A 17627-nucleotide genomic window follows, 5' to 3' on the forward strand; every position below is an offset into this window, starting at 1 on the left:
TCATTCGGCCGGGAAGTCGTCGACCTGGATGACCCGGTCCGCCGCGCGCAGATAGGCCAGCGCGGCCTCGGGGTCGCGCGAGCTGGCGGCGGCGGCGGCCAGCGAATGCGTGCGTCGCAGCGCGCGGTTCAGCTCGGACACCTCGTCGCCCAAAGCATCGGCCAGACGCAGCGCGTCGGCCAGGTCGCGCAGGCCGCCACCGGCCGGCGGTGTGAAGTCGGGGCAGAGCCGGGCCACCAGGGCGGGGTTGGTGCGCAAGGTGTCGGCCAGCGCAACGAGGTCGCGGTCGCGCAGCGGTGCCAGATGGCGGGTGCCGTGAAGCAGCAGCGGCGACAGCGTCTTCAGCGCGCCCGATGGCAGGTTGGCGTGCAGCTCGCGCAGCGTGGCCGCGGCCTGTTCGAGCTGGAAGCGGATGGCGGCGCGCGCGAAGGGCAGCATCTTCGGCTCGGCCTCCACCTTGAAGCGCCAGACGCTGGCCGCCGCAAGATAGAGATGGGACAACACATCGCCCAGGCGCGCGGACAGCAGCTCCATGCGCTTGAGACGGCCGCCGAGCAGGCCCATGGCGAGATCGGCCGTCAGCGCGTACTTGGCCGACAGGCGGGCGATGAGGCGGGCTTCCTTCTCCAGGCCTGGTGGCACGCGGCCCTTCAGGCCCGCACCGAAGAGGCTGGCGCCAAGGTTGCGCATCACATGGCCGGCATGGGCCAGCAGGGCCTTGCCAAGGGCGGCCTCGTCCTTGGCCTGCACGGCCGTCATCTCGTCCATGACGTGTGGATGGCAGCGCACGGCGCCCTGGCCAAAGATGATGAGGGCCCGCGACAGCAGGTTGGCGCCCTCCACCGTGATGGCGATGGGCGCATGCCGGTAGGCCACGCCCAGCAGATTGCTGGGGCCCGCGATGATGCCCTTGCCGCCCAGCACGTCCATGCCGGTGGTGACGGCGCGACGGCCCGCTTCGGTCAGCTGCACCTTCAGCATGGCGCTGGCCACGCTGGGCCGCTCGCCCGCATCCAGCGCTGCGGCGGTGTAGCGGCGTGCGGCATCCGAGGCATAGAGGTCGGCGGCCGTGCGGGCGATGAGGCCGGCAATGGCCTCGAAGCGCGCGATGGGCAGACCGAACTGCTCGCGGATGCGACCGTAGCCGGCCATCACATACAGCGACGTCTGCTGCATGGCTGCACCCAGGGCCGGCAGCGAGATGGCGCGGCCCGCGGCCAGGCATTCCATCAGCATGCGCCAGCCCTGGCCGACCTGGGCCTCGCCGCCGATGATCCAGTCCATCGGCACGAACACGTCCTCGCCGTGAATGGGCCCGTTCATGAAGGCCGAGTTCATGGGCCGGTGGCGGCGCCCGATCTGCAGGCCCGGCGTGGGCACGGGGATCAGCGCGCAGGTGATGCCGAGCTGCTGCTGGCCTTCGGGCCGCGACGGGTCGACGGCCTGGAAGGCCAGGCCGACGACGGTGGCCACCGGCGCCAGCGTGATGTAGCGCTTGTCGAAGCGCACGACGAAGCCGCGCACCCGGCGGCCGTCGATCTCGCGCTCTGTCAGCACGCCGGTGTCGGGGATGGAGGCGGCATCCGACCCGGCATAGGGCGAGGTCAGGCCGAAGCAGGGCAGGTCGCGGCCGTCGGCCAGACGCGGCAGGTAGTGGGCCTTCTGCGCTTCGGTGCCGTAGTGCAGCAGCAACTCGGCCGGGCCCAGCGAGTTGGGCACCATGACGGTCACGGCAGCGGCCACGTTGACGGTGGCGATGCGGGTGACAACGGCGGCATGGGCGAAGTGGCCGAAACCCAGGCCGCCGTGCTCGCGCGGGATGATCATGCCGAAGAAGCGCCGCTCGCGCAGAAAGGCCCAAACCTCGGGCGGCAGGTCGCGGGCCTCGTCGATGGCGAAGTCGTCGAGCAGGGCGATCAACTCGGCGACGTCGCCGTCCAGGAAGGCCTGTTCCTCGGCCGTCAGGCGGTTGGGTGCAACAGCCAGCAGGCGGTCGAAGTCGGGCCGGCCGGCGAACAGTGCGCCTTCGAAGCCGACGGTGCCGGCCTCCAGCGCAGCACGTTCGGTATCGCCCATCTGGGGCAGCGCCTTCGAGAAGGGCGCAAAGGCCCAGTGACCCACGAGGTTTGCGAACACGGCAATGGTCTCCTTGCGGCCCATGCTGCTCGTGATGGCAGGACGCCTGCGTCAGCCGAGTCTGATTTTGGGTAAAGCTGCGTGGCGCGCAGAACAAATGAAACAAATCAGCGCCGCCCCTGAAACCTCACTGCGACGTCGGGCCAGCAAAGTCCTGTCCGGCGCCAGCCTGTCGCGCCTGCACCGAGGTTGTCTGGATGTTGCTGCGCTGCCGCTTGCCGTCGTTTGTCCTGCCGCTGCCTGGCCGCCGCGCGGTGGACTGGCCATGACACGCCTGACGCAGGTCTTCTGGGTCGTGGCAGCGCTGGATGCCGCGCTGCTGGTGCTGGCCCTCGGCATGTCGCTGCGCGGTGACGGCGGGCGCGATGGTGGCCGCGAGATGGGGCTGTTCTTCTTCGTGTTGCTGCCGGCCCTGCTGCTGGTGATGGCGGCATTGAGCTTCCATTTCAGTGCTTCACGCATTTGGCGGGGCCTGGCGCTGGGCGTCGTGCTGCTGCCGGCGATCTGGTGGACCCAGGTCCAGATCCAGGAATGGCTGATCACGCGGCGCATGGCCGCCAAGCGGGCCGGCACCGGCTACTTCGACACCGAGGCGATGCGCCGCATGGGCGCAGCAGTCGTGCAGCGGGATGTGGCCGCGCTGCTGCATCTCGGGCGTGGCGTCGACGTCAACACGCCAGGGCACCACAACATGAGCCTGCTGCGCCTGGCGGTGCAGGGCCTGGAGGGGGACGATCTGTCGGTGGTGCGCGCGCTGCTGGATCTCGGTGCCCGTGCCGACGATGCCCTGCCTGCGGCCGTCATGCGCAGCGACCCGGCGCTGCTGGAGATGCTGCTCGCCGCCGGCGGCAACCCCAATCTGCAGGTCTCGCCGGGGCTGCCATTGATCTTCGACATGATGAGTACCGTGACACCGGGCAACTTTCGCCTGCTCGTCGCGCATGGCCTCGACGTGGACAGTGTCTGCCGCGGTGACCCCTTGCCGGTCCAGCTGGCGATCTACCGGCGTTGGGATCTGCTGCTGATCGCCCTCGAAGGAGGCGCCGACATGGCGCGCCTGCGCGAGGATGGCCGCGGCGTTGCCGGTGAACTGGCATCCCAGGCCGAGGCAGAACGCCAGGCGGGCCGAAGCGTTCCGGCTGCCCTGCGGCAGGCTCTGGATCTGCTCGCCGCCCAGGCGCGCCAGCGCTGAGCTCCGATCACCCCCTTCAAACCCAGGAGAACCTGATGACCCGCCTTCCCCTGCGCACCGCCGCCGCCCTCGTCCTCGCCTGCACCCTGGCCACGGGCATCGCCCATGCGGCCGAAGCCGCTCAAGGCATCGAGCAGGCCCTCGCCACCGCGCTGCAGGACAAGCGCGGCATCACCCTCTACGTCTCCGGCCAGACGATCGCCGGCGCCGTGACACGCATCGAGCCGGGCAAATGGGTGGAGCTGCGCAACCAGCAGTACGGCCGCATCATCGTGCGCCTGGATCGCATCGACGGCATCGCCGCGCCCTGAGGCCCCGGGTCAGAGGGGCGCGGACTTGTGCTCCTCGATCCAGGCGCCCATGGCCATCATGAAACCGCCCGGCGCCAGGTGGCCATCCAGCAGATTGCGGAAGTCGTCGCCGCAGCGGGATTCATCCACCCAGGCCATGTCCCAGTCGGCGAACAGTCGATGGGTGATGACGTCGCGTTCCTGCACGCGCAGGTTGCCATGTCGGCTGTCCATGCCGATCTTGCGCATCAGGTTCTCGACCAACACTTCCTGCCCCTCCAGCACCTGCGCGAAATGGCCGTCGCAGGCCAGCAGGGCGCCCGTCAGATCGAGTTGCCGGTTGCGGCGCCGTGCATGGGCCACCAGGCGATCGATGTCGCTCGCCGTGACGCCGGGGCTGACTTCGCTGATGTAAAGCACGCGAACCAACATGGTTTGATTCTGGGCCGCGCCCGGGCGGATTCACCTAGGACGGCGCCTACTTTGCGAGCGCGGCCTGTCGTGCCGGCCAACGTTCTGTCTGCCCGTCGCCACCGCCCGTCGCAGCCCGGTGGATGGCCTGCGGGCACGCCGCCAGCATGCGCCATTTCCACCCCGCCCCAAGGCCGAGCCATGACCATCCGCCACCTTGTCGTGTCCCTGCTCGCCGGCACGGCCCTCGCCGCCCAGGCGGCTGATGCGCCTGCACCCGAACTGGCCGCCACCGTCGCCGCGCTGGACGCCGCGGCCTTCGACGCCTTCAACCACTGCGAGTCGCCGGGCCAGCTCGACAAGTACGCGAGCTTCTTCGCCCCTGACGTCGAGTTCTATCACGACCTCGGCGGCGTCACCTGGACGCGCGACGCCATGGTGGCCCAGGTCAAGGCCAATGTCTGTGGCAAGTTCCAGCGCGAGCTGGTGCCGGGCTCGCTGAAGGTCTGGCCCATCCAGGGCTTTGGCGCGCTGATGCGCGGCGAGCACCGTTTCTGCCACTACAAGCCGGGCGGGACGACCCAGCCCTGCGAAGGCCGGGCCGAGTTCACCATCCTGTGGCGTCAGCAGGGCAGTGCCTGGACCATCACGCGCGCCTTCAGCTACGCGCACGGGCCGAACTAGATATTCGTGCTCGACGGAATCCGGCTCGGCAGCAGGTGCTCGTAGGGCCGCGAGCGCGCCAGGTTGCGCTGGCGGATGGTGGCCTCGACGCCGGCCAGGGCCGTGCGGAAGCGCTCCAGCGGGCCGCCGGGGCCGGTGATGGCAGGATCGAGCAGCACCGGCTGATAGGGGAAGGCGTTGTCACGGTATTCGCCCAGCATGCGGTAGTAGACGCCCCCGAGGATGTGGAACAGCAGGATCTGCTCCTGGGCCGCCAGCCGGCTCGGCAGCATCTGCGACCAGGTCGCCTCGGTCTGGCCTGCACTCGTCCCCGGCGCCGGCGTGCCGCCCATGCCTGCGTAGAAGGGGGCATAGGTCATCAGCGACGACTGCGGGAAGTTGACCGCCGCGTGCTGGGCGCTGGCGTTGAAGATGATGGCCGTCACCGCCTGGGTCAGCTGGGCACGCGTCGTGATGGGCCTGAAGCCCTTGATGCGGCCGCTGCCGGCCAGTTCGCTGGCCCAGGCCTTGAGCTCGTAGTCGCCGGTCACGTCGCCGTCGTTGGCGTAGTAGACGGCGAGGTAGTCGCCCACCCATTGCTGGATCGCGTTCCAGACCAGCAGGGCGTCGTCGCGATAGGGGTAGTCGGGCAACTGGCTGGCATCGTCGACGCCGCGGGCGCGCAGGTCGTTGGGCAGCATGTTGTCGTAGAAGTCGTAGGCCAGGCGGTCGCGGCCGCACTCGCGCTGCAGGGTCTCGATGGGCGCGGCCAGGATGGCGTCGCCGGTCGTCAGCGCGCCCATGATGATCAACGTCGCGGCCTCGTTGATGAACATGGAACCCTCGAGGTGGGGCGCCAGCAGCCGGCTCAGCGGGTGGGCATTGGCGAGCTGGCGCGCCGTCGCCATCGCGAAGGCCTCGGACATCAGATGGGTGCGGCCCAGGTGCACGAACATCTCGTGATAGTTGAAGTCGGCCACCTGTACCGTCGTCTTGGCCGATTGCCAGGCCCAGTAGGCCGCGCCGTTGGCGGGGTCGTCGACACGCAGCACCAAGGGGCTCAGCGCCGGGTCCTGGCCGCACTGGATAGCGACCGGCAGCAGCGAGCGGCCCGTCTTCGGCCGCGCAAAGAGTGCGATGGGCGCATAGCCGTAGCCCGTGCCCGTCAGCGGCTTGTTGACCGGCCCGTCCGGCGCCATGCCGCCCAGGCTTTCGTAGTCGAGCAGATAGAGGCGGCCGCTGGCGGCGGCCTCCGCCAGGCTGTCGCCGCTGCCCATGACCTGGCGGTATTGCGCGTCGGTCAGCGGGAACTTGGCCGGCAGCGTGGTCGCCTTGCGGATCAGCATGGGGTTGGGACCACCCACCCGCATGTAGGCGAAGCTGGCGTCGTCGTGCAGCAGCTGCGCGATGGCGGGTTTCTCGAGGGTGGCGAACAGCGCGTCGTATTGCGCCACCGTCTTGGGCTGCGGACCGGCCTGAGCCACCAGACCGTCGTGGACCTGGCGCAGCTGGGTCGCGATGTCGCCCACGGTCAGCACGAGGTTGGCGTGCACGCTCAGCGCTGCCGTGGGCAGGCTCAGCAGGCCGGCGTTGGCCGTGGCCAGGCTGTCGAAGCTGGCCTGGGCCGTGACGAGGCGGCTGCGCAGGCCGGCCAGGGTCTGCAGGCTGCTCGTCGCTACGGCGCTCGGTGCCATCGACGCCGCCAGATTGGTGACCGCCTCGACGGCCAGGGTCGAGGCCCGCAGCTGGTGCTCCAGCGTGGGCAGTTCGCCCGCGGGCACCACGGCCGCCATGGGCACGCCGTTGAGGTTGATGTGGGATTCGGTCCAGAGGTAGAGGGCCTGCTGGGCCGTCAGCTGCAGCCGGCGCGCCGTGGCGCTGAGGAGGTCGGCCTTCTGCGGCAGGGTCGGCTTGCTGACGGGCACGGCCGCCGCGGCCAGTGGCGTGTTGCCACCGATCAGACCCAGGCCACCCGCCGCGGCGGTCCATTTGACGATGTCTCTGCGCTTCATTGGATGTGTTCGTGGGTGAGCCGACGCGGCCCTGAGCCTAGCCAAGAAACCGTGGGTGCGATGGCCGGGTTCCCCCTTTCATGCAACCGCAAGTCACTGGAATCGGGGGCTCGAAGCCACAATGCAATCGATGCCCACCCGCGACGACGACGACGCCCCCTGGCCAGGCCACACGGCGGGCTCTCGCGAATACCGCCTCATCCTGTTCGCGCTGACCTGCGCCGGCATCGCCACCTTCGCCCAGCTCTACTCGCCGCAAGGTGTGCTGCCGCGCATCGCCGCCAATTTGCAGGTGCGACCCGACCAGGCCGCGCTGCTGATCTCGGCCGCCACCATCGGCCTGGCCTTGGGTGTGCTGCCCTGGTCCTGGCTGGCCGATCGCCTCGGTCGGGTGCGGGCCATGAAGGTCTCGTTGATCGTCGCCACGCTGTGCGGATTCGCGGTGACGGCCTGGCCCAGCTTTGAAGGCATCCTGGTGCTGCGCGCGCTGGAGGGCCTGGCCCTGGGCGGCCTGCCCGCGGCGGCCATCGCCTACTTGAACGAGGAGGTGCATCCCTCGCATGCCGGCATGGCCGCGGCCATCTATGTGTCGGGCACCACGGTGGGTGGGATGACGGGCCGCGTCGTCTCAGTGCCCATCGCCGATGCCTTCGGCTGGCGCGCGGCCATCCTCGTCATCACGGCCGTGGGGGCGCTGGCCACGCTGGCCTTCGTGTTGAGCATTCCGGCGCCCCGCGGCTTCAAGCCCGACGCGAAGGCACGCCTGCCGCTGCTCAGCGCCATCCAGCTGAACCTGCGTGCCGACATGCTGGTGCTGTTCGCCCAGGGCTTTCTGCTGATGGGCGGGCTGGTGGCCATCTACAACTACATGACCTTCCGCCTGGAGGCGCCGCCGTTCTCGCTGCGGCCTGCCACCATTTCGCTGCTGCTGTTTTCCTATCTCGCCGGCACCGTTTCCGCCAGCTGGGCGGGCAGCCGCGTGCAGCGCCATGGCCGGCTGCGGGTGCTGTGCGCTGCCATCGCCGTCATGCTGGGCGGCGCGGCGCTGCTGCTCAGCACGCTCACGGCCGTCTTCGTCGTGGGACTGGTGCTGTTCACCGCGGGCTTCTTCGCCGCTCATGCCGTCGCCGCCGGCTGGGTGGGCCAGCGCGCCACCGGCGGACGCTCCCAGGCAGCCTCGCTCTACAACCTGTTCTATTACGCCGGCTCCAGCTTCTTCGGCTGGTTCTGCGGCCTGGTGTTCGTCGCGGCAGGATGGACGGCCACGGTGCTCACGGTGATGGCCATGGCGGTGCTGGCGGCGGGGCTGGCCGTCTGGCATGCCCGGTGGAGCGGGGCTGCAGGAAGCAGTTCTTGATGCCGCAGGGCCTCCTTCAAGCGTCAACAGGAAGCCGGCTGGTGGCGTCGACGATGCCGTTCTGAAGTGGCGCTACCCTTTGCCATGCGTCCGCCATGAAGAGCGAAGCCGCGTCGACGGCGGGCGGGCGCAATACCTGGCCATCGGTTGAAAAAGGGAGGAGCCATGTCGACGTCGGTCAAGGAAGCGGCGCAGGCGATCGTCGCAATGATGAGGGCGCAGTTCAGCGCGCCGCACACCATGGTGCTTGCAGACGAGTCACAGTTTCGGCATCTGGACCTGGCGGCCTACGCGCGTTTCCAGGCCGAGATGGAGGCGTCCGGCTTTCGCGCGGTCGGCGACGTCGAGATCCTCGAGATCTCGAACTCGCCGACGACGCTGATCGCGCGGACCTTCATCAGAAACATGCTCTCTGCGGACGGGGAAGTCCTCGCCCAGTACTACCAGCTGAGGCCCAGAATCTGGCGACGGCTGAAGCTGCTGCTTCGCGGCCTGCTGAATCTTCGATTCGTTGCCGCGCCCAGGAATTTCTATGAAAGCCTGGCGACCCGTCACTGCGCAGGGTTTGAAACGGAATTCGCCGATGGCCGGCAGCTGGTGACGAGCAATGCGCAGGCGGCCTCGGTGCTTTCCGGGCCGCCCGCCATCGAAAACGCCTACTTCCCTTATGGCACGCCGGTTCCGCAACTGCTGACAAGCCACAGGGGACGCATTTCGAGCATCGCTGCGGGTGAGGCACCGACGCGGCCCAGCGCGATGCGTTCCATGGAAGATATCCTGGCCATGCAAAGGCGCCAGAGCATGTTGAAGGTTGCGCATCGCTCCGCGGTCCAGTGGGTCACCCAGGGCGAATTGCGCCAGATGGCTCAAGGCCAGGACGAGCTGAGTGAAGAGGTCTTTGCCGAAATTCAGAGGCTTCTGAAAAGTGAGCGGAGCGCGGCCTAGCCGTGCGCGCCGGCCGACTGCAGACAAAGACTGCCGCTCAGCCCGTCGCCTCCAGATAGGCAATCCGCCGCATCGGCGTGAACACCGCGCCGATGGCCACGACCACCAGCAGGCAGACAGCCGCGGCCGTGAACAGTTCGGTCACGTCCAGCACCCGCAGTGCGGCGCCCGCGGCCGCCGAGGCCAGCGGGGCCAGGCCCATGACGATGAACATGAACAGCGCCATGGAGCGGCCCAGCATGGCCGGCGGGATGCGCTTTTGCAGCCAGCTGTAGACGGCCACCTGCACGAAGCCGCCCAAAGCGCCCAGCGGCAACAGCAGCAGCGCGCCCTGCCAGGCCGCGTGCACATGGCCGAAGACGAGGAAGACGCCGGCGGCGATGCCGTCGATGAGCAGGACCGTGCCGCCCAGCGTGGACAGGCGCCAGTGCGGCTTCATGCCCGACACGGCCATGCCGGCGAGCGCGCCCAGGCCGTGCACGGCCAGCATCACGCCCAGGGCCGCGGCACCACCCGGCAGGCGCTCGGCGGCCAGCACCGGCAGGGCCACCTGCAGCGGCCCGCCGACGAAGAAGGCGATGGCCGCGAAGTACATGAACAGGGCGCGCAGCTCGCGGTCCTGCCAGCAGCTCTTCAGCGATTCGGCGATGGCCGCGAAGACGGGCTGGGCCGGCTTGGCCTCCGCCGGCGCCACCTGCACCCGCGACAGCGTCCAGGCCGAGATGGCAAAGCTCAGCGCATCGAAGCCAAAGGCCAGGGCCAGTCCTTGGCCGCTCAGCGCCGGCTCGTTGCCGGCCGTCACCAGCAGCCCGGCCAGCACCGGGCCCAGCAGCAGCACCAGCTGGCGCGCACCCATCAGCACGCCGTTGGCCGGCTGGATCAGCGCGGCCGGCACGGTCTGCGGCAGGATGGCACTGCCGGCGGGGTAGCTGAAGGCGGTGGCCAGCCCGATGGCCAGGGTCAGCGCATAGACGAGAGGCAGCGTGATGTTGCCGCTGAAGGTCAGCGCCGCCAGCAGGCCCAGCAGCGCGAAGTTGATCCACTTGGTCAGCAGCAGCACGGCCTTGGGCGAGTGGCGGTCCACCAGGGCGCCGCCGACCAGGATGAAGATGGCGCGCGGCAGGCTGCCCAGGGCCAGCACGGTGCCCAGCACCAGCGGGTCCTTGCTGAGGCTCATCACCAGCCACGGCAGGGCCAGCAGCGTGAACTGGTCGCCCAGCATGGACAGCAGGCCGCCGCCGATGATCCAGCGGAAGTTGGCGTGGCGAAACAGCTCGCGGCGTGGGTCGTTGGTCTGGCTCATCATTGCTCCTCGACAGGCAGCGTCTCTTTCGAGCGCCGCAGATAGGCGATCAGTTCGGGCGTCACGCCGGATTGGCGTGCCAGCTCGGGCTCGGCGGCATACATGCGCTGCATGGTGTCCTTCATCTCGGGCGCCATCTCGATGAAGCGCTTCTGCAGCACCAGCCAGCGGCGCACCAGGGCTTGCACCTCGGGCACGCCGGGGTCGCGGCCAGCGTCCATGGCGGCTTGCGCCTGCCGGATCAGCTGCGGCCATTCCAGTTCGACGGCATCGCGCTCGGCCTCGGGCATGGACTCCCAGGTGCGGCGCAGCGCACGCATCTGGTCGGGGCTGATCCAGCGTTCATGCACACGCCGGATGGCCATGGCGTCCAGCAGCACCTGCACCGCGTCGCCGCCGTCGCCGTGCAGCTCCAGCCGCTTGGCGGCATTGCGCAGGGTCTGCAACAGGGTTTCCTGGGCCAGCAACTGGGCCTCGATCTGCTCGATCTGGGCCTGCAGCACCTCGGCCAGCGGCTGGGGCGTCTCGCCATCCAGCAGCGGCACGATGTCCTTCAGCGACACGCCGGCATCGCGCAGGGCCAGCACGCGGTGCAGTCGCAGCACGTCGGCCGCACCATAGCGGCGGTAGCCCGCCTCGCTGCGGCCCGAGGCGCGCAGCAGGCCGAGTTCTTCGTAGTGGTGCAGAGTGCGCACCGTGAGGCCGGCGCGCTTGGCCAGCTCTCCCACCGTGTAGTCCATGTCCGGTCTCGTTCTTGTGACGGGGCGGATCATGAAGCCTCACGCTACGTCAGGGTCAAGCCCCTTCGCGCCATCGCGAGGCATCGTGCTGCGATGCAGGGCGCACGAGCCCAAGCCTGGGGCGAACCCTTATTGAAACCACGTCAAATCGTGAAGTTGTTTGCGCTCCCAGGCTGGCACGGGGTTTGCGAAAGAGAGCTTGCCGAGGCGACTGGCCTCGGAGCATTTAAGGAGTACCTCACCATGAAGACCTGGACGAATCTGCGACCGCTCACCCTCTCGGCCGCTCTGCTCGCAACCCTGACGCTGACCGCGCCCGCGAGTGCCCAGGAACCCACCGTCCCGGCCGCCGTCGGCCGTGCCGTGCTGCGCGATGCCCAGGGCGAATATGTGCTGGAAGACGGCCGCACGCTGCGGGTCGTCGTCGGCGTGCGCCAGCTCGGCGTGGCCCTCGACCAGTCGCCGCTGGAAAGCTGGCAGGCCAAGAGCGCCGAGCTGCTCGTCAGCGCCGATGGCATGCGCCGCCTGCGCCTGTACCGCAATGTCGATGGCACCGTCGACCGCATCGCGCTCGAGACCGACCGCGTCAAGTGACAGCGCTGACAGCGCGCCCAGAGGCCAAGGCTCGCGGACTTGGCTCTCACGGTGCACCAGCCGTCCTCGGGGCGGCTGGTGTCCGCCTCTAGCGGCGCGGCTGTCCATCCATCCACGCGGCGCGGATCTCGCGCCCGCAACTCACCGAAGCCACCGCCGGCTTGTCGCTCGGATCGCCGCTCATCAGGCCGTGGCGCTGTTCGCGCGCGACCATGCCGTAGAAGCGCTTGTCGGCACTGACCCAGGGATAGAAGCCGAAGGCGCCCGGGCTGCTGAAGCTGCCATCGCCGACCTGCGGGTCGTCCTCCACCCAGTGGCCGAGGCTGTAGTGCCAGCTCTCGGTCTCGGGGATGGGCGTCTTCACGGCTTGCGTCGGGCAGGTCTGCGGATTGGTGCAGACGGCCTGTGTGCCCAGCAGGCGGCCGAGCTGCAGCTTGTCGGCCATCAGGGCGCGCAGGAAGCGGCTGTACTGGGCCGCCGAGGTCTTGCCGCCGCCAGCGGGTTGCGACTGGCTGTAGTCAAAGCGCCAGTCCGCACCCAGGGCCGGCGCCAGCGCCTGGCGCACGGCGGCCGCCAGGCCGTCGGGGCCCAGCGAGCCCAGGCCCATCAGCACGGCGTGCTTCTGCATGTGGCCGCCGTTGTAGTCGAAGCGGCCTTCGGTGGCCGGGTTCTGGCGGCCGCGGCCGTTGATCAGGCCCTCCTGGCAGGCCGCGACGCTCTGGTTGGGCCGGCAGACATGGAAGTAGGTGTAGCCGGACTGGAAGTGCAGGAACTTGATGTCCTCGCTCGTCAGCTGGCCCTGGCGTCGCTCGGCGACGAAGGCGCCGTAGACCCATTTCGACGCCGAGGCGATGGCCATCTCGGTGCTGCGCTCGGGCGCGTTGTCGCCCGCCTTGCCACCAGCCAGCGGCTGGGTGGCGTTGCCGATCTCCCAGTAGAAGGGCTGGGCGGCGACGCAGACGGCCGACTTCTCGGCCGTCAGCCGCGCGGCGGCGGCGCGCTGCACGGGCGTGGGGTCGGCGTGAGCAATGAGGGGCGCGGCGATCAGCAGGGCAAGGGTGGTGTGGCGCATGGGGTTCTCCGTTGAGGTGGTTCCATGCTGCGGGGAAGCGGGCGCGCAAAGGTTGCCGCGCGGGTTGCACCGCTTGCGGAGCCTGACGGCAGGCGAGGTCTTGCAAGGATTTGTCATTGTTTTCCGTCAGTGTGCGGGGCCTGGCTCTCCCTAACATCCACGCATGAGTCGCATCCTGATCGCCGACGACGAGGCCGAACTGCGCGGCCTGCTGCAGCGCTACCTGACCGAGCAGGGCCACAGCGTGCGCGCCGTGCCCGATGCGGCCGCCGCTGCGCAGCTGCTCGCCCGCGAGCGCTTCGACGTGCTGGTGCTGGACCTGATGATGCCCGGCGAGGATGGCCTGTCCTTGTGCCGCCGCCTGCGCGGCCAGGGCGAGACCATCCCCATCCTGATGCTGACGGCGCGTGGCGACCTGGTCGACCGCGTGCTGGGCCTTGAGATGGGCGCCGACGACTATCTCGCCAAGCCCTTTGCGCCGCGCGAGCTGCTGGCACGCATCCAGGCCATGGTGCGCCGCCAGCAGCAGCTGGGCGCCCACGTCGGCCCGGCCGGCGAGGCCGCGGTGCGCTTCGGCCCCTTCACCTTCTATCCGACGCAGCGGCGCCTGGAGCGCGACGGCGCGGCCGTGGACATCAGCACCGTTGAGCTCAACCTGCTGCGCGCCCTGGCCAGCCAGCCCAACCGGCCGCTGGGCCGCGAGAAGCTGCTGGTGCTGGCCCATGGCGACGAACATGGCGTCAGCGACCGCAGCCTGGATGTGCAGATCATGCGCTTGCGCCGCCTCATCGAAGACGACCCGAGCACGCCGCGCCATGTGCAGACCGTGTGGGGCCTGGGTTACGTCTTCATCCTGGAGCCCGACGCCCGATGAAGTTCGGCCTGTCCACGCTGTTCGGCCGCAATCTGTGGCTCATCGTTGCGCTCATCGTCATGGGCCAGCTCGTCAATGCCATCGTCTACCGCGAGCTGGTCGCCAAGCCGAGGTTGCACCAGTCGGCCGAGGCGACGGCGCGCAGCCTGCAGGCCGTGGCCGAAGGCCTGCGCCTGCTGCCCGAGGACCAGCGCGCCGGCTTCGTCGCCCGTTTCAATGCCCGTGCCGGCTCGGGGCTGATGGAGGGGCGGCCCGAGCGCATCTCGCTGATGGAACGCGCCTATCTGGCCGAACTGGGCGAGCAGCTCGGCCTGGCGCCGGGTGGGCTGCAATGGCAGCGCGAGGCCAATGGCCTGATCGCCGTGCGCCTGCCCGACGTGCCCTACTGGCTGGCCGTGCCCTCGGTGCAGCCGGCCCACCGTTTCGCCCGCACCTGGCTGATTGCCAGCGGCGTCAGCGGCGTGCTGGCTCTGCTCGGCGCCTGGCTGATCCAGCGCCGCATCAACCGGCCGCTGCAGCGCCTGGTCGAGGCGGCCAAGGCCGTGGGCGCCGGCCAGCGCCGCCTGCTGCTGCCGACCGATGGCCCGGCCGAGACGGCCGCCCTGGCGCGCGGCTTCAACGACATGGCCGAGGCGCTGGCGCGCGACGAGGAGGAGCGCCTCTTGATGCTGGCCGGCCTGTCGCACGACCTGCGCACGCCGCTGGCCAAGATCCGCCTCGCCAGCGAGCTGCTGCGCAATTCTTTCGATCAAAGCGGCCAGGGCGACAAGGAGCTGCTCGACACCCTGGACCGCAGCCTGCACGGCCTCGACGGCCTGCTGACCCAGTTCCTCGACTACGCCCGTGCCGCCCACCCGGCCGAGCAGGAGCTGCCGGCGGCCGACATCGAGCTGCGCGAATTCCTGGCCGAGACGGTGGTCCTCGCGCCCGGCCTGCCGCAGCCGGTGCTGGCCGAAGGGCCCGCCGTGAAACGCCGTGCCCGCCCCCAGGCCCTGCGCCGCCTGGTGCTCAACCTCATCGTCAACGCTCAAAACCACGGCGCGCCGCCCATCGAGCTGGCCTGCGGCGTGGACGGTGGCGCGGTGTGGATCGAGGTGCGCGACCGTGGCCCTGGCATTGCGCCGGGGCGCGTCGATGACTTGAAGCGGCCCTTCCAGCGCGGCGACGCGGCGCGCGGCGGCAAGCCCGGCTCGGGACTGGGCCTGGCCATCGTCGAGCGCATCGCGCGCGCCGAGGGGGCCGAACTGAGGCTGCTGCCGCGCGAGGGCGGCGGCCTCGTCGCACGCGTGCGCTGGAGCGGCTGACGCCGCCTCAGTTGAGGGTGCAGCCGCCGCGGTTCATGCGGCTTTCGAGGCTGGCGATGCGGTTCTGTTGCTGGATGACTGCCGCCGACTGATCGATGCCCGACTGCCGGCTGCCGCGCACCGTCGCGTTCCTGCTGCCGTAGGCTTCGGCGCGGGCCTGGCTGAGCTGGCCGCAGTTCACGCCGCCGCCCGGCGCGCCCTGGTAGGGCTGGCCCGTTTCAGGCGCAGCCACCGTGACGGTGCCGACGCGGGCCTTGTCGGCATCGGCGCGGCCGCGGGCCTCCTTGACCTGCGCCTCGCTGGGGCCGGCCTTGATCTCGATCTCCTTGCCTCCGGTGGCGCAAGGCGAGGACTGGTAGACGGTGCTGCCACCGACGCTGCATTTGTAGACCCCCTGGGCCCAGGCCGCCGGCACCGCCAGCAGGCCCAGCGTGAGGGCGGTGACCAAGGGGAAGGCACGCAGCGTCAAGGGTTTCATGGGCTTCGTCCCAAACGGGGTGAGATCGGCGCAGACCTTAGCACCCCCGTCGGGCCTCAGCGCGCCGCCACGAAGCGGTATTCGTGCTGCGCGTCACGCAGCACCAGCGTCGGCTGGGCGGCCTTGTCGTCGCGCACGAACTCGATGCCGGAGATGCCCGGGTCGATGGTGATGTAGCTCTGCGTGCCGTCCTCGTTCTTGCGCAGTGCGACTTCGCTGTTCCAGTGGTCGAACTGGAAGCGCACCTGCTGGCCCTTCTTGCTGACCTTGATGTGGCCCAGGTCGGGTGAGGCATAGCTGGCGGCCAGCGGCTTGATGGCGTCGACCGGCACCGGCATGGTCAGCAGCTCGCGCACCTTGGCGGACTCGGACTTGCGGTTGGCAATCGACACCTTGAGGCGTTCGTCGGCCTCGGGGCGGCCGTCGAACAGCACTTCCAGCAGCTTGCGCTGCAGCGGGCCGCGCAGCAGCACGCCGGCGTCGGAGTTGGTCAGGATGGTCACGCCGACGCCGTACTCGGGCAGCCAGATCATGTTGGAGTGGAAGCCCAGCATGTCGCCGCCATGCGAGGCGATGGTGATGCCGTACTGCTTGTCGACGATGAGGCCCATGCCGTAGGTGACGTCTTCGCCGACCATGACCTGGGGCTTGTAGCGCTCGGCCCAGTTGGCCTCGCCGATCAGCGGCTGGCCCTCGGGCGTCTTGCCCTTGTTGAGCTCCATCAACACCCAGCGGCTGAAGTCGCGCGGCGTCGTCCAGACCGCGCCGGCGGGGCGGGCCGGGATGATGGTGTAGTTCAGGTCCATGCTGGCGCGGCGGGTGCTGCCGTCCAGGGCGTCGCCATGGGGCATGGCGTGGTTGCCGCGCAGCACCTTGGCGTAGTCGAAGGTGGTGCTCTTCATGTCCAGCGGGCCGAACAGCAGCTCCTGCATGGCCTGGTCATAAGCCGCGCCGACTTCCTTGCCGGGCTTGAGAGCGTTGGCCGCGACGTAGCCGCCGGCGCCCACCATCAGGTTGCTGTACTGGAAGACCTCGCCGAACTTGCTGGTCGGCTTCATGGTGCCGAGCTGGTCGAAGGTGGACGTGGCGGGTGCCTTGCCGCTGGCGAACAGCCACTCCAGGTCCTGGCGCGGCATGCCGGTGCAGGCGCAGACGAGGTGGCGGACCTGCACGGTCTTGGTCACCTCGGGGTCGGCCAGCTTGAAGCCCGGATAGGCCTCGGCGGCGGGCTGGTCCCAGCGCAGCTTGCCGGCGTCGACGGCGCGGGCCAGCAGGGCCGTCGTCATGGCCTTGGTGTTGCTGGCCGCCATGAAGAGGGTGTCGGCATCCACCGGCGTCGGCTTGCCCTGCTCGCGCACGCCCAGGCCGCCGGCCCAGACCACCTTGCGGTCATCGATGAAGCTCAGGCCCACGCCCGGCACATTCAGCTGTTTCATGCCCTCGGCGACGAAGGCCTTGAGCTGCTCGACGCGCTCGGGCGTCAGCGGCTTGGCGGTCTTGCCGGCAAAGCTCTCGCGCTCATAGCCCTTGGGGCGCAGGCTGGCGAAGAACTTGCCGATGGGCGCGCCGCGCTTCTCCAGCGTGGCGTCGGAAGCCTGCAGCAGCAGCACGATCCAGGCCTTGCCGTCACCGGTGCTGGCACGGCGCGCGATGGCCTGCAGGGCGAGCTTTTCGTTGGGGGAGGTCTCGTAGTCGAAGACCTGCTGGTCCACCCAGCCATTGCGGGACGGGCGCGGCGTGGCCAGGCGCAGGGTGCGCTTGAAGGCCGGGTCGACCTGGGCCCAGGCCTGGGCGATGGCGTCGGCGGCGTCCTTGGCCGAGGCCAGGTCGACGACGGTGACGCTGGCATCGCCCTCGGGTGCGGTGAACTTCAGCACCGCACCGCTGGTGCTGGTGGCGAAGGCTTCGGGCGGGGAGTAGCTGTGGCCGGCGGAGGTGGTGTCGGCATGGGCCGTCGCGAAGGCGGCAGCAAGCAGGGATGCGATCAGCAAACGGCGCATGGGGGCTCCATGTTGAGGAGCCCGCATGCTAGGGCCTGTTAGCGCTGCGGCAATGGGTCGCGTTGTGACCAGAAAGGCCGCAGGCCCGACAGCAGACCGCAAGCTGGGTGTCGACCCAGCGAGGATCTGCAACACAGCATGCGGCCTTTCTGGCCACAACCCTTCGGGAAGGCCCGCCGCAAGGGGTCACTCGTTGTTGCAGCCCTGGCCCGCACGCGAGTGCGGGCGGCGCGCTGCGTCTAGATTGGCCCCTTGC

Annotated in this window: 16 protein-coding genes; 8 read left to right on the forward strand and 8 right to left on the reverse strand. The window is 69.6% G+C overall.

Annotated elements, in window-relative coordinates:
• Entirely contained in the window at positions 1-2136 is a 2136-nt protein-coding gene (locus ACS5PN_RS19105; protein WP_439465601.1) for an acyl-CoA dehydrogenase, read from the reverse strand.
• Between the two features lie 22 nt (positions 2137-2158).
• Between ACS5PN_RS19105 and ACS5PN_RS19110 the strand changes: the two genes are divergently transcribed.
• Positions 2159-3328, forward strand: a complete 1170-nt coding sequence (locus ACS5PN_RS19110; RefSeq protein WP_439465602.1) for a hypothetical protein — start codon at positions 2159-2161, stop codon at positions 3326-3328.
• A 35-nt stretch (positions 3329-3363) separates the two neighbouring features.
• A complete protein-coding gene (locus ACS5PN_RS19115) occupies positions 3364-3639 on the forward strand; it encodes a hypothetical protein (protein WP_439465603.1) in 276 nt (91 codons plus the stop codon).
• 9 nt (positions 3640-3648) lie between these two features.
• Here the strand turns inward: ACS5PN_RS19115 and ACS5PN_RS19120 are convergent, their stop codons facing one another.
• Positions 3649-4050 carry a BLUF domain-containing protein gene (locus tag ACS5PN_RS19120; RefSeq protein WP_439465604.1) on the reverse strand — a complete coding sequence of 134 codons (402 nt, stop codon included), beginning with the start codon at positions 4048-4050 and terminating at the stop codon, positions 3649-3651.
• 180 nt (positions 4051-4230) lie between these two features.
• Between ACS5PN_RS19120 and ACS5PN_RS19125 the strand changes: the two genes are divergently transcribed.
• On the forward strand, positions 4231-4713 hold the full coding sequence (locus ACS5PN_RS19125; RefSeq protein WP_439465605.1) for a nuclear transport factor 2 family protein: 483 nt from the start codon (positions 4231-4233) through the stop codon (positions 4711-4713).
• On the opposite strand, the gene ACS5PN_RS19130 is transcribed toward ACS5PN_RS19125, so the two are convergent.
• Positions 4710-6704 carry a lipoxygenase family protein gene (locus tag ACS5PN_RS19130; RefSeq protein WP_439465606.1) on the reverse strand — a complete coding sequence of 665 codons (1995 nt, stop codon included), beginning with the start codon at positions 6702-6704 and terminating at the stop codon, positions 4710-4712. The two genes, ACS5PN_RS19125 and ACS5PN_RS19130, sit on opposite strands and share 4 nt — an antisense overlap.
• Positions 6705-6834: 130 nt before the next feature.
• Here ACS5PN_RS19130 and ACS5PN_RS19135 point away from each other — a divergent pair, with 130 nt between their 5' ends.
• Together ACS5PN_RS19135 and ACS5PN_RS19140 are read left to right on the forward strand one after the other, a co-directional pair.
• A complete protein-coding gene (locus tag ACS5PN_RS19135; RefSeq protein WP_439465607.1) occupies positions 6835-8061 on the forward strand; it encodes an MFS transporter in 1227 nt (408 codons plus the stop codon).
• Positions 8062-8226: 165 nt separating this feature from the next.
• Positions 8227-9006: a hypothetical protein gene (locus tag ACS5PN_RS19140; RefSeq protein ID WP_439465608.1), complete on the forward strand. Its 780-nt coding sequence runs from the start codon at positions 8227-8229 to the stop codon at positions 9004-9006.
• Between the two features lie 37 nt (positions 9007-9043).
• Here the strand turns inward: ACS5PN_RS19140 and ACS5PN_RS19145 are convergent, their stop codons facing one another.
• Positions 9044-10309: an MFS transporter gene (locus tag ACS5PN_RS19145; RefSeq protein ID WP_439465609.1), complete on the reverse strand. Its 1266-nt coding sequence runs from the start codon at positions 10307-10309 to the stop codon at positions 9044-9046.
• The gene (locus ACS5PN_RS19150) at positions 10309-11049 is read right to left on the reverse strand and encodes a MerR family transcriptional regulator (RefSeq protein ID WP_439465610.1); all 741 of its coding nucleotides are present in this window, start codon (positions 11047-11049) and stop codon (positions 10309-10311) included. The genes ACS5PN_RS19145 and ACS5PN_RS19150 overlap by 1 nt, the downstream gene beginning before the upstream one ends.
• 243 nt (positions 11050-11292) lie before the next feature.
• Between ACS5PN_RS19150 and ACS5PN_RS19155 the strand changes: the two genes are divergently transcribed.
• Positions 11293-11643 (forward strand): hypothetical protein, encoded by a 351-nt coding sequence (locus ACS5PN_RS19155; protein ID WP_439465611.1) that lies wholly within the window; start codon positions 11293-11295, stop codon positions 11641-11643.
• Positions 11644-11731: 88 nt separating this feature from the next.
• On the opposite strand, the gene ACS5PN_RS19160 is transcribed toward ACS5PN_RS19155, so the two are convergent.
• Positions 11732-12715 carry a hypothetical protein gene (locus tag ACS5PN_RS19160; RefSeq protein ID WP_439465612.1) on the reverse strand — a complete coding sequence of 328 codons (984 nt, stop codon included), beginning with the start codon at positions 12713-12715 and terminating at the stop codon, positions 11732-11734.
• A 163-nt stretch (positions 12716-12878) separates the two neighbouring features.
• On the opposite strand from ACS5PN_RS19160, the gene ACS5PN_RS19165 reads away from it, so the two are divergent.
• On the forward strand, positions 12879-13589 hold the full coding sequence (locus ACS5PN_RS19165) for a response regulator (protein ID WP_439465613.1): 711 nt from the start codon (positions 12879-12881) through the stop codon (positions 13587-13589).
• Positions 13586-14893 carry an ATP-binding protein gene (locus tag ACS5PN_RS19170; protein WP_439465614.1) on the forward strand — a complete coding sequence of 436 codons (1308 nt, stop codon included), beginning with the start codon at positions 13586-13588 and terminating at the stop codon, positions 14891-14893. The genes ACS5PN_RS19165 and ACS5PN_RS19170 overlap by 4 nt, the downstream gene beginning before the upstream one ends.
• A gap of 7 nt (positions 14894-14900) precedes the next feature.
• Here the strand turns inward: ACS5PN_RS19170 and ACS5PN_RS19175 are convergent, their stop codons facing one another.
• Both ACS5PN_RS19175 and ACS5PN_RS19180 read right to left on the reverse strand, forming a co-directional pair.
• Positions 14901-15371 carry a hypothetical protein gene (locus tag ACS5PN_RS19175; protein WP_439465615.1) on the reverse strand — a complete coding sequence of 157 codons (471 nt, stop codon included), beginning with the start codon at positions 15369-15371 and terminating at the stop codon, positions 14901-14903.
• Positions 15372-15427: 56 nt separating this feature from the next.
• Positions 15428-17371 carry a serine hydrolase domain-containing protein gene (locus tag ACS5PN_RS19180; protein WP_439465616.1) on the reverse strand — a complete coding sequence of 648 codons (1944 nt, stop codon included), beginning with the start codon at positions 17369-17371 and terminating at the stop codon, positions 15428-15430.
• Positions 17372-17627: the final 256 nt, after the last annotated feature.

Origin of the sequence: Roseateles sp. NT4 (assembly GCF_051857475.1) — a bacterium.
Lineage (GTDB): Bacteria > Pseudomonadota > Gammaproteobacteria > Burkholderiales > Burkholderiaceae_C > Pelomonas.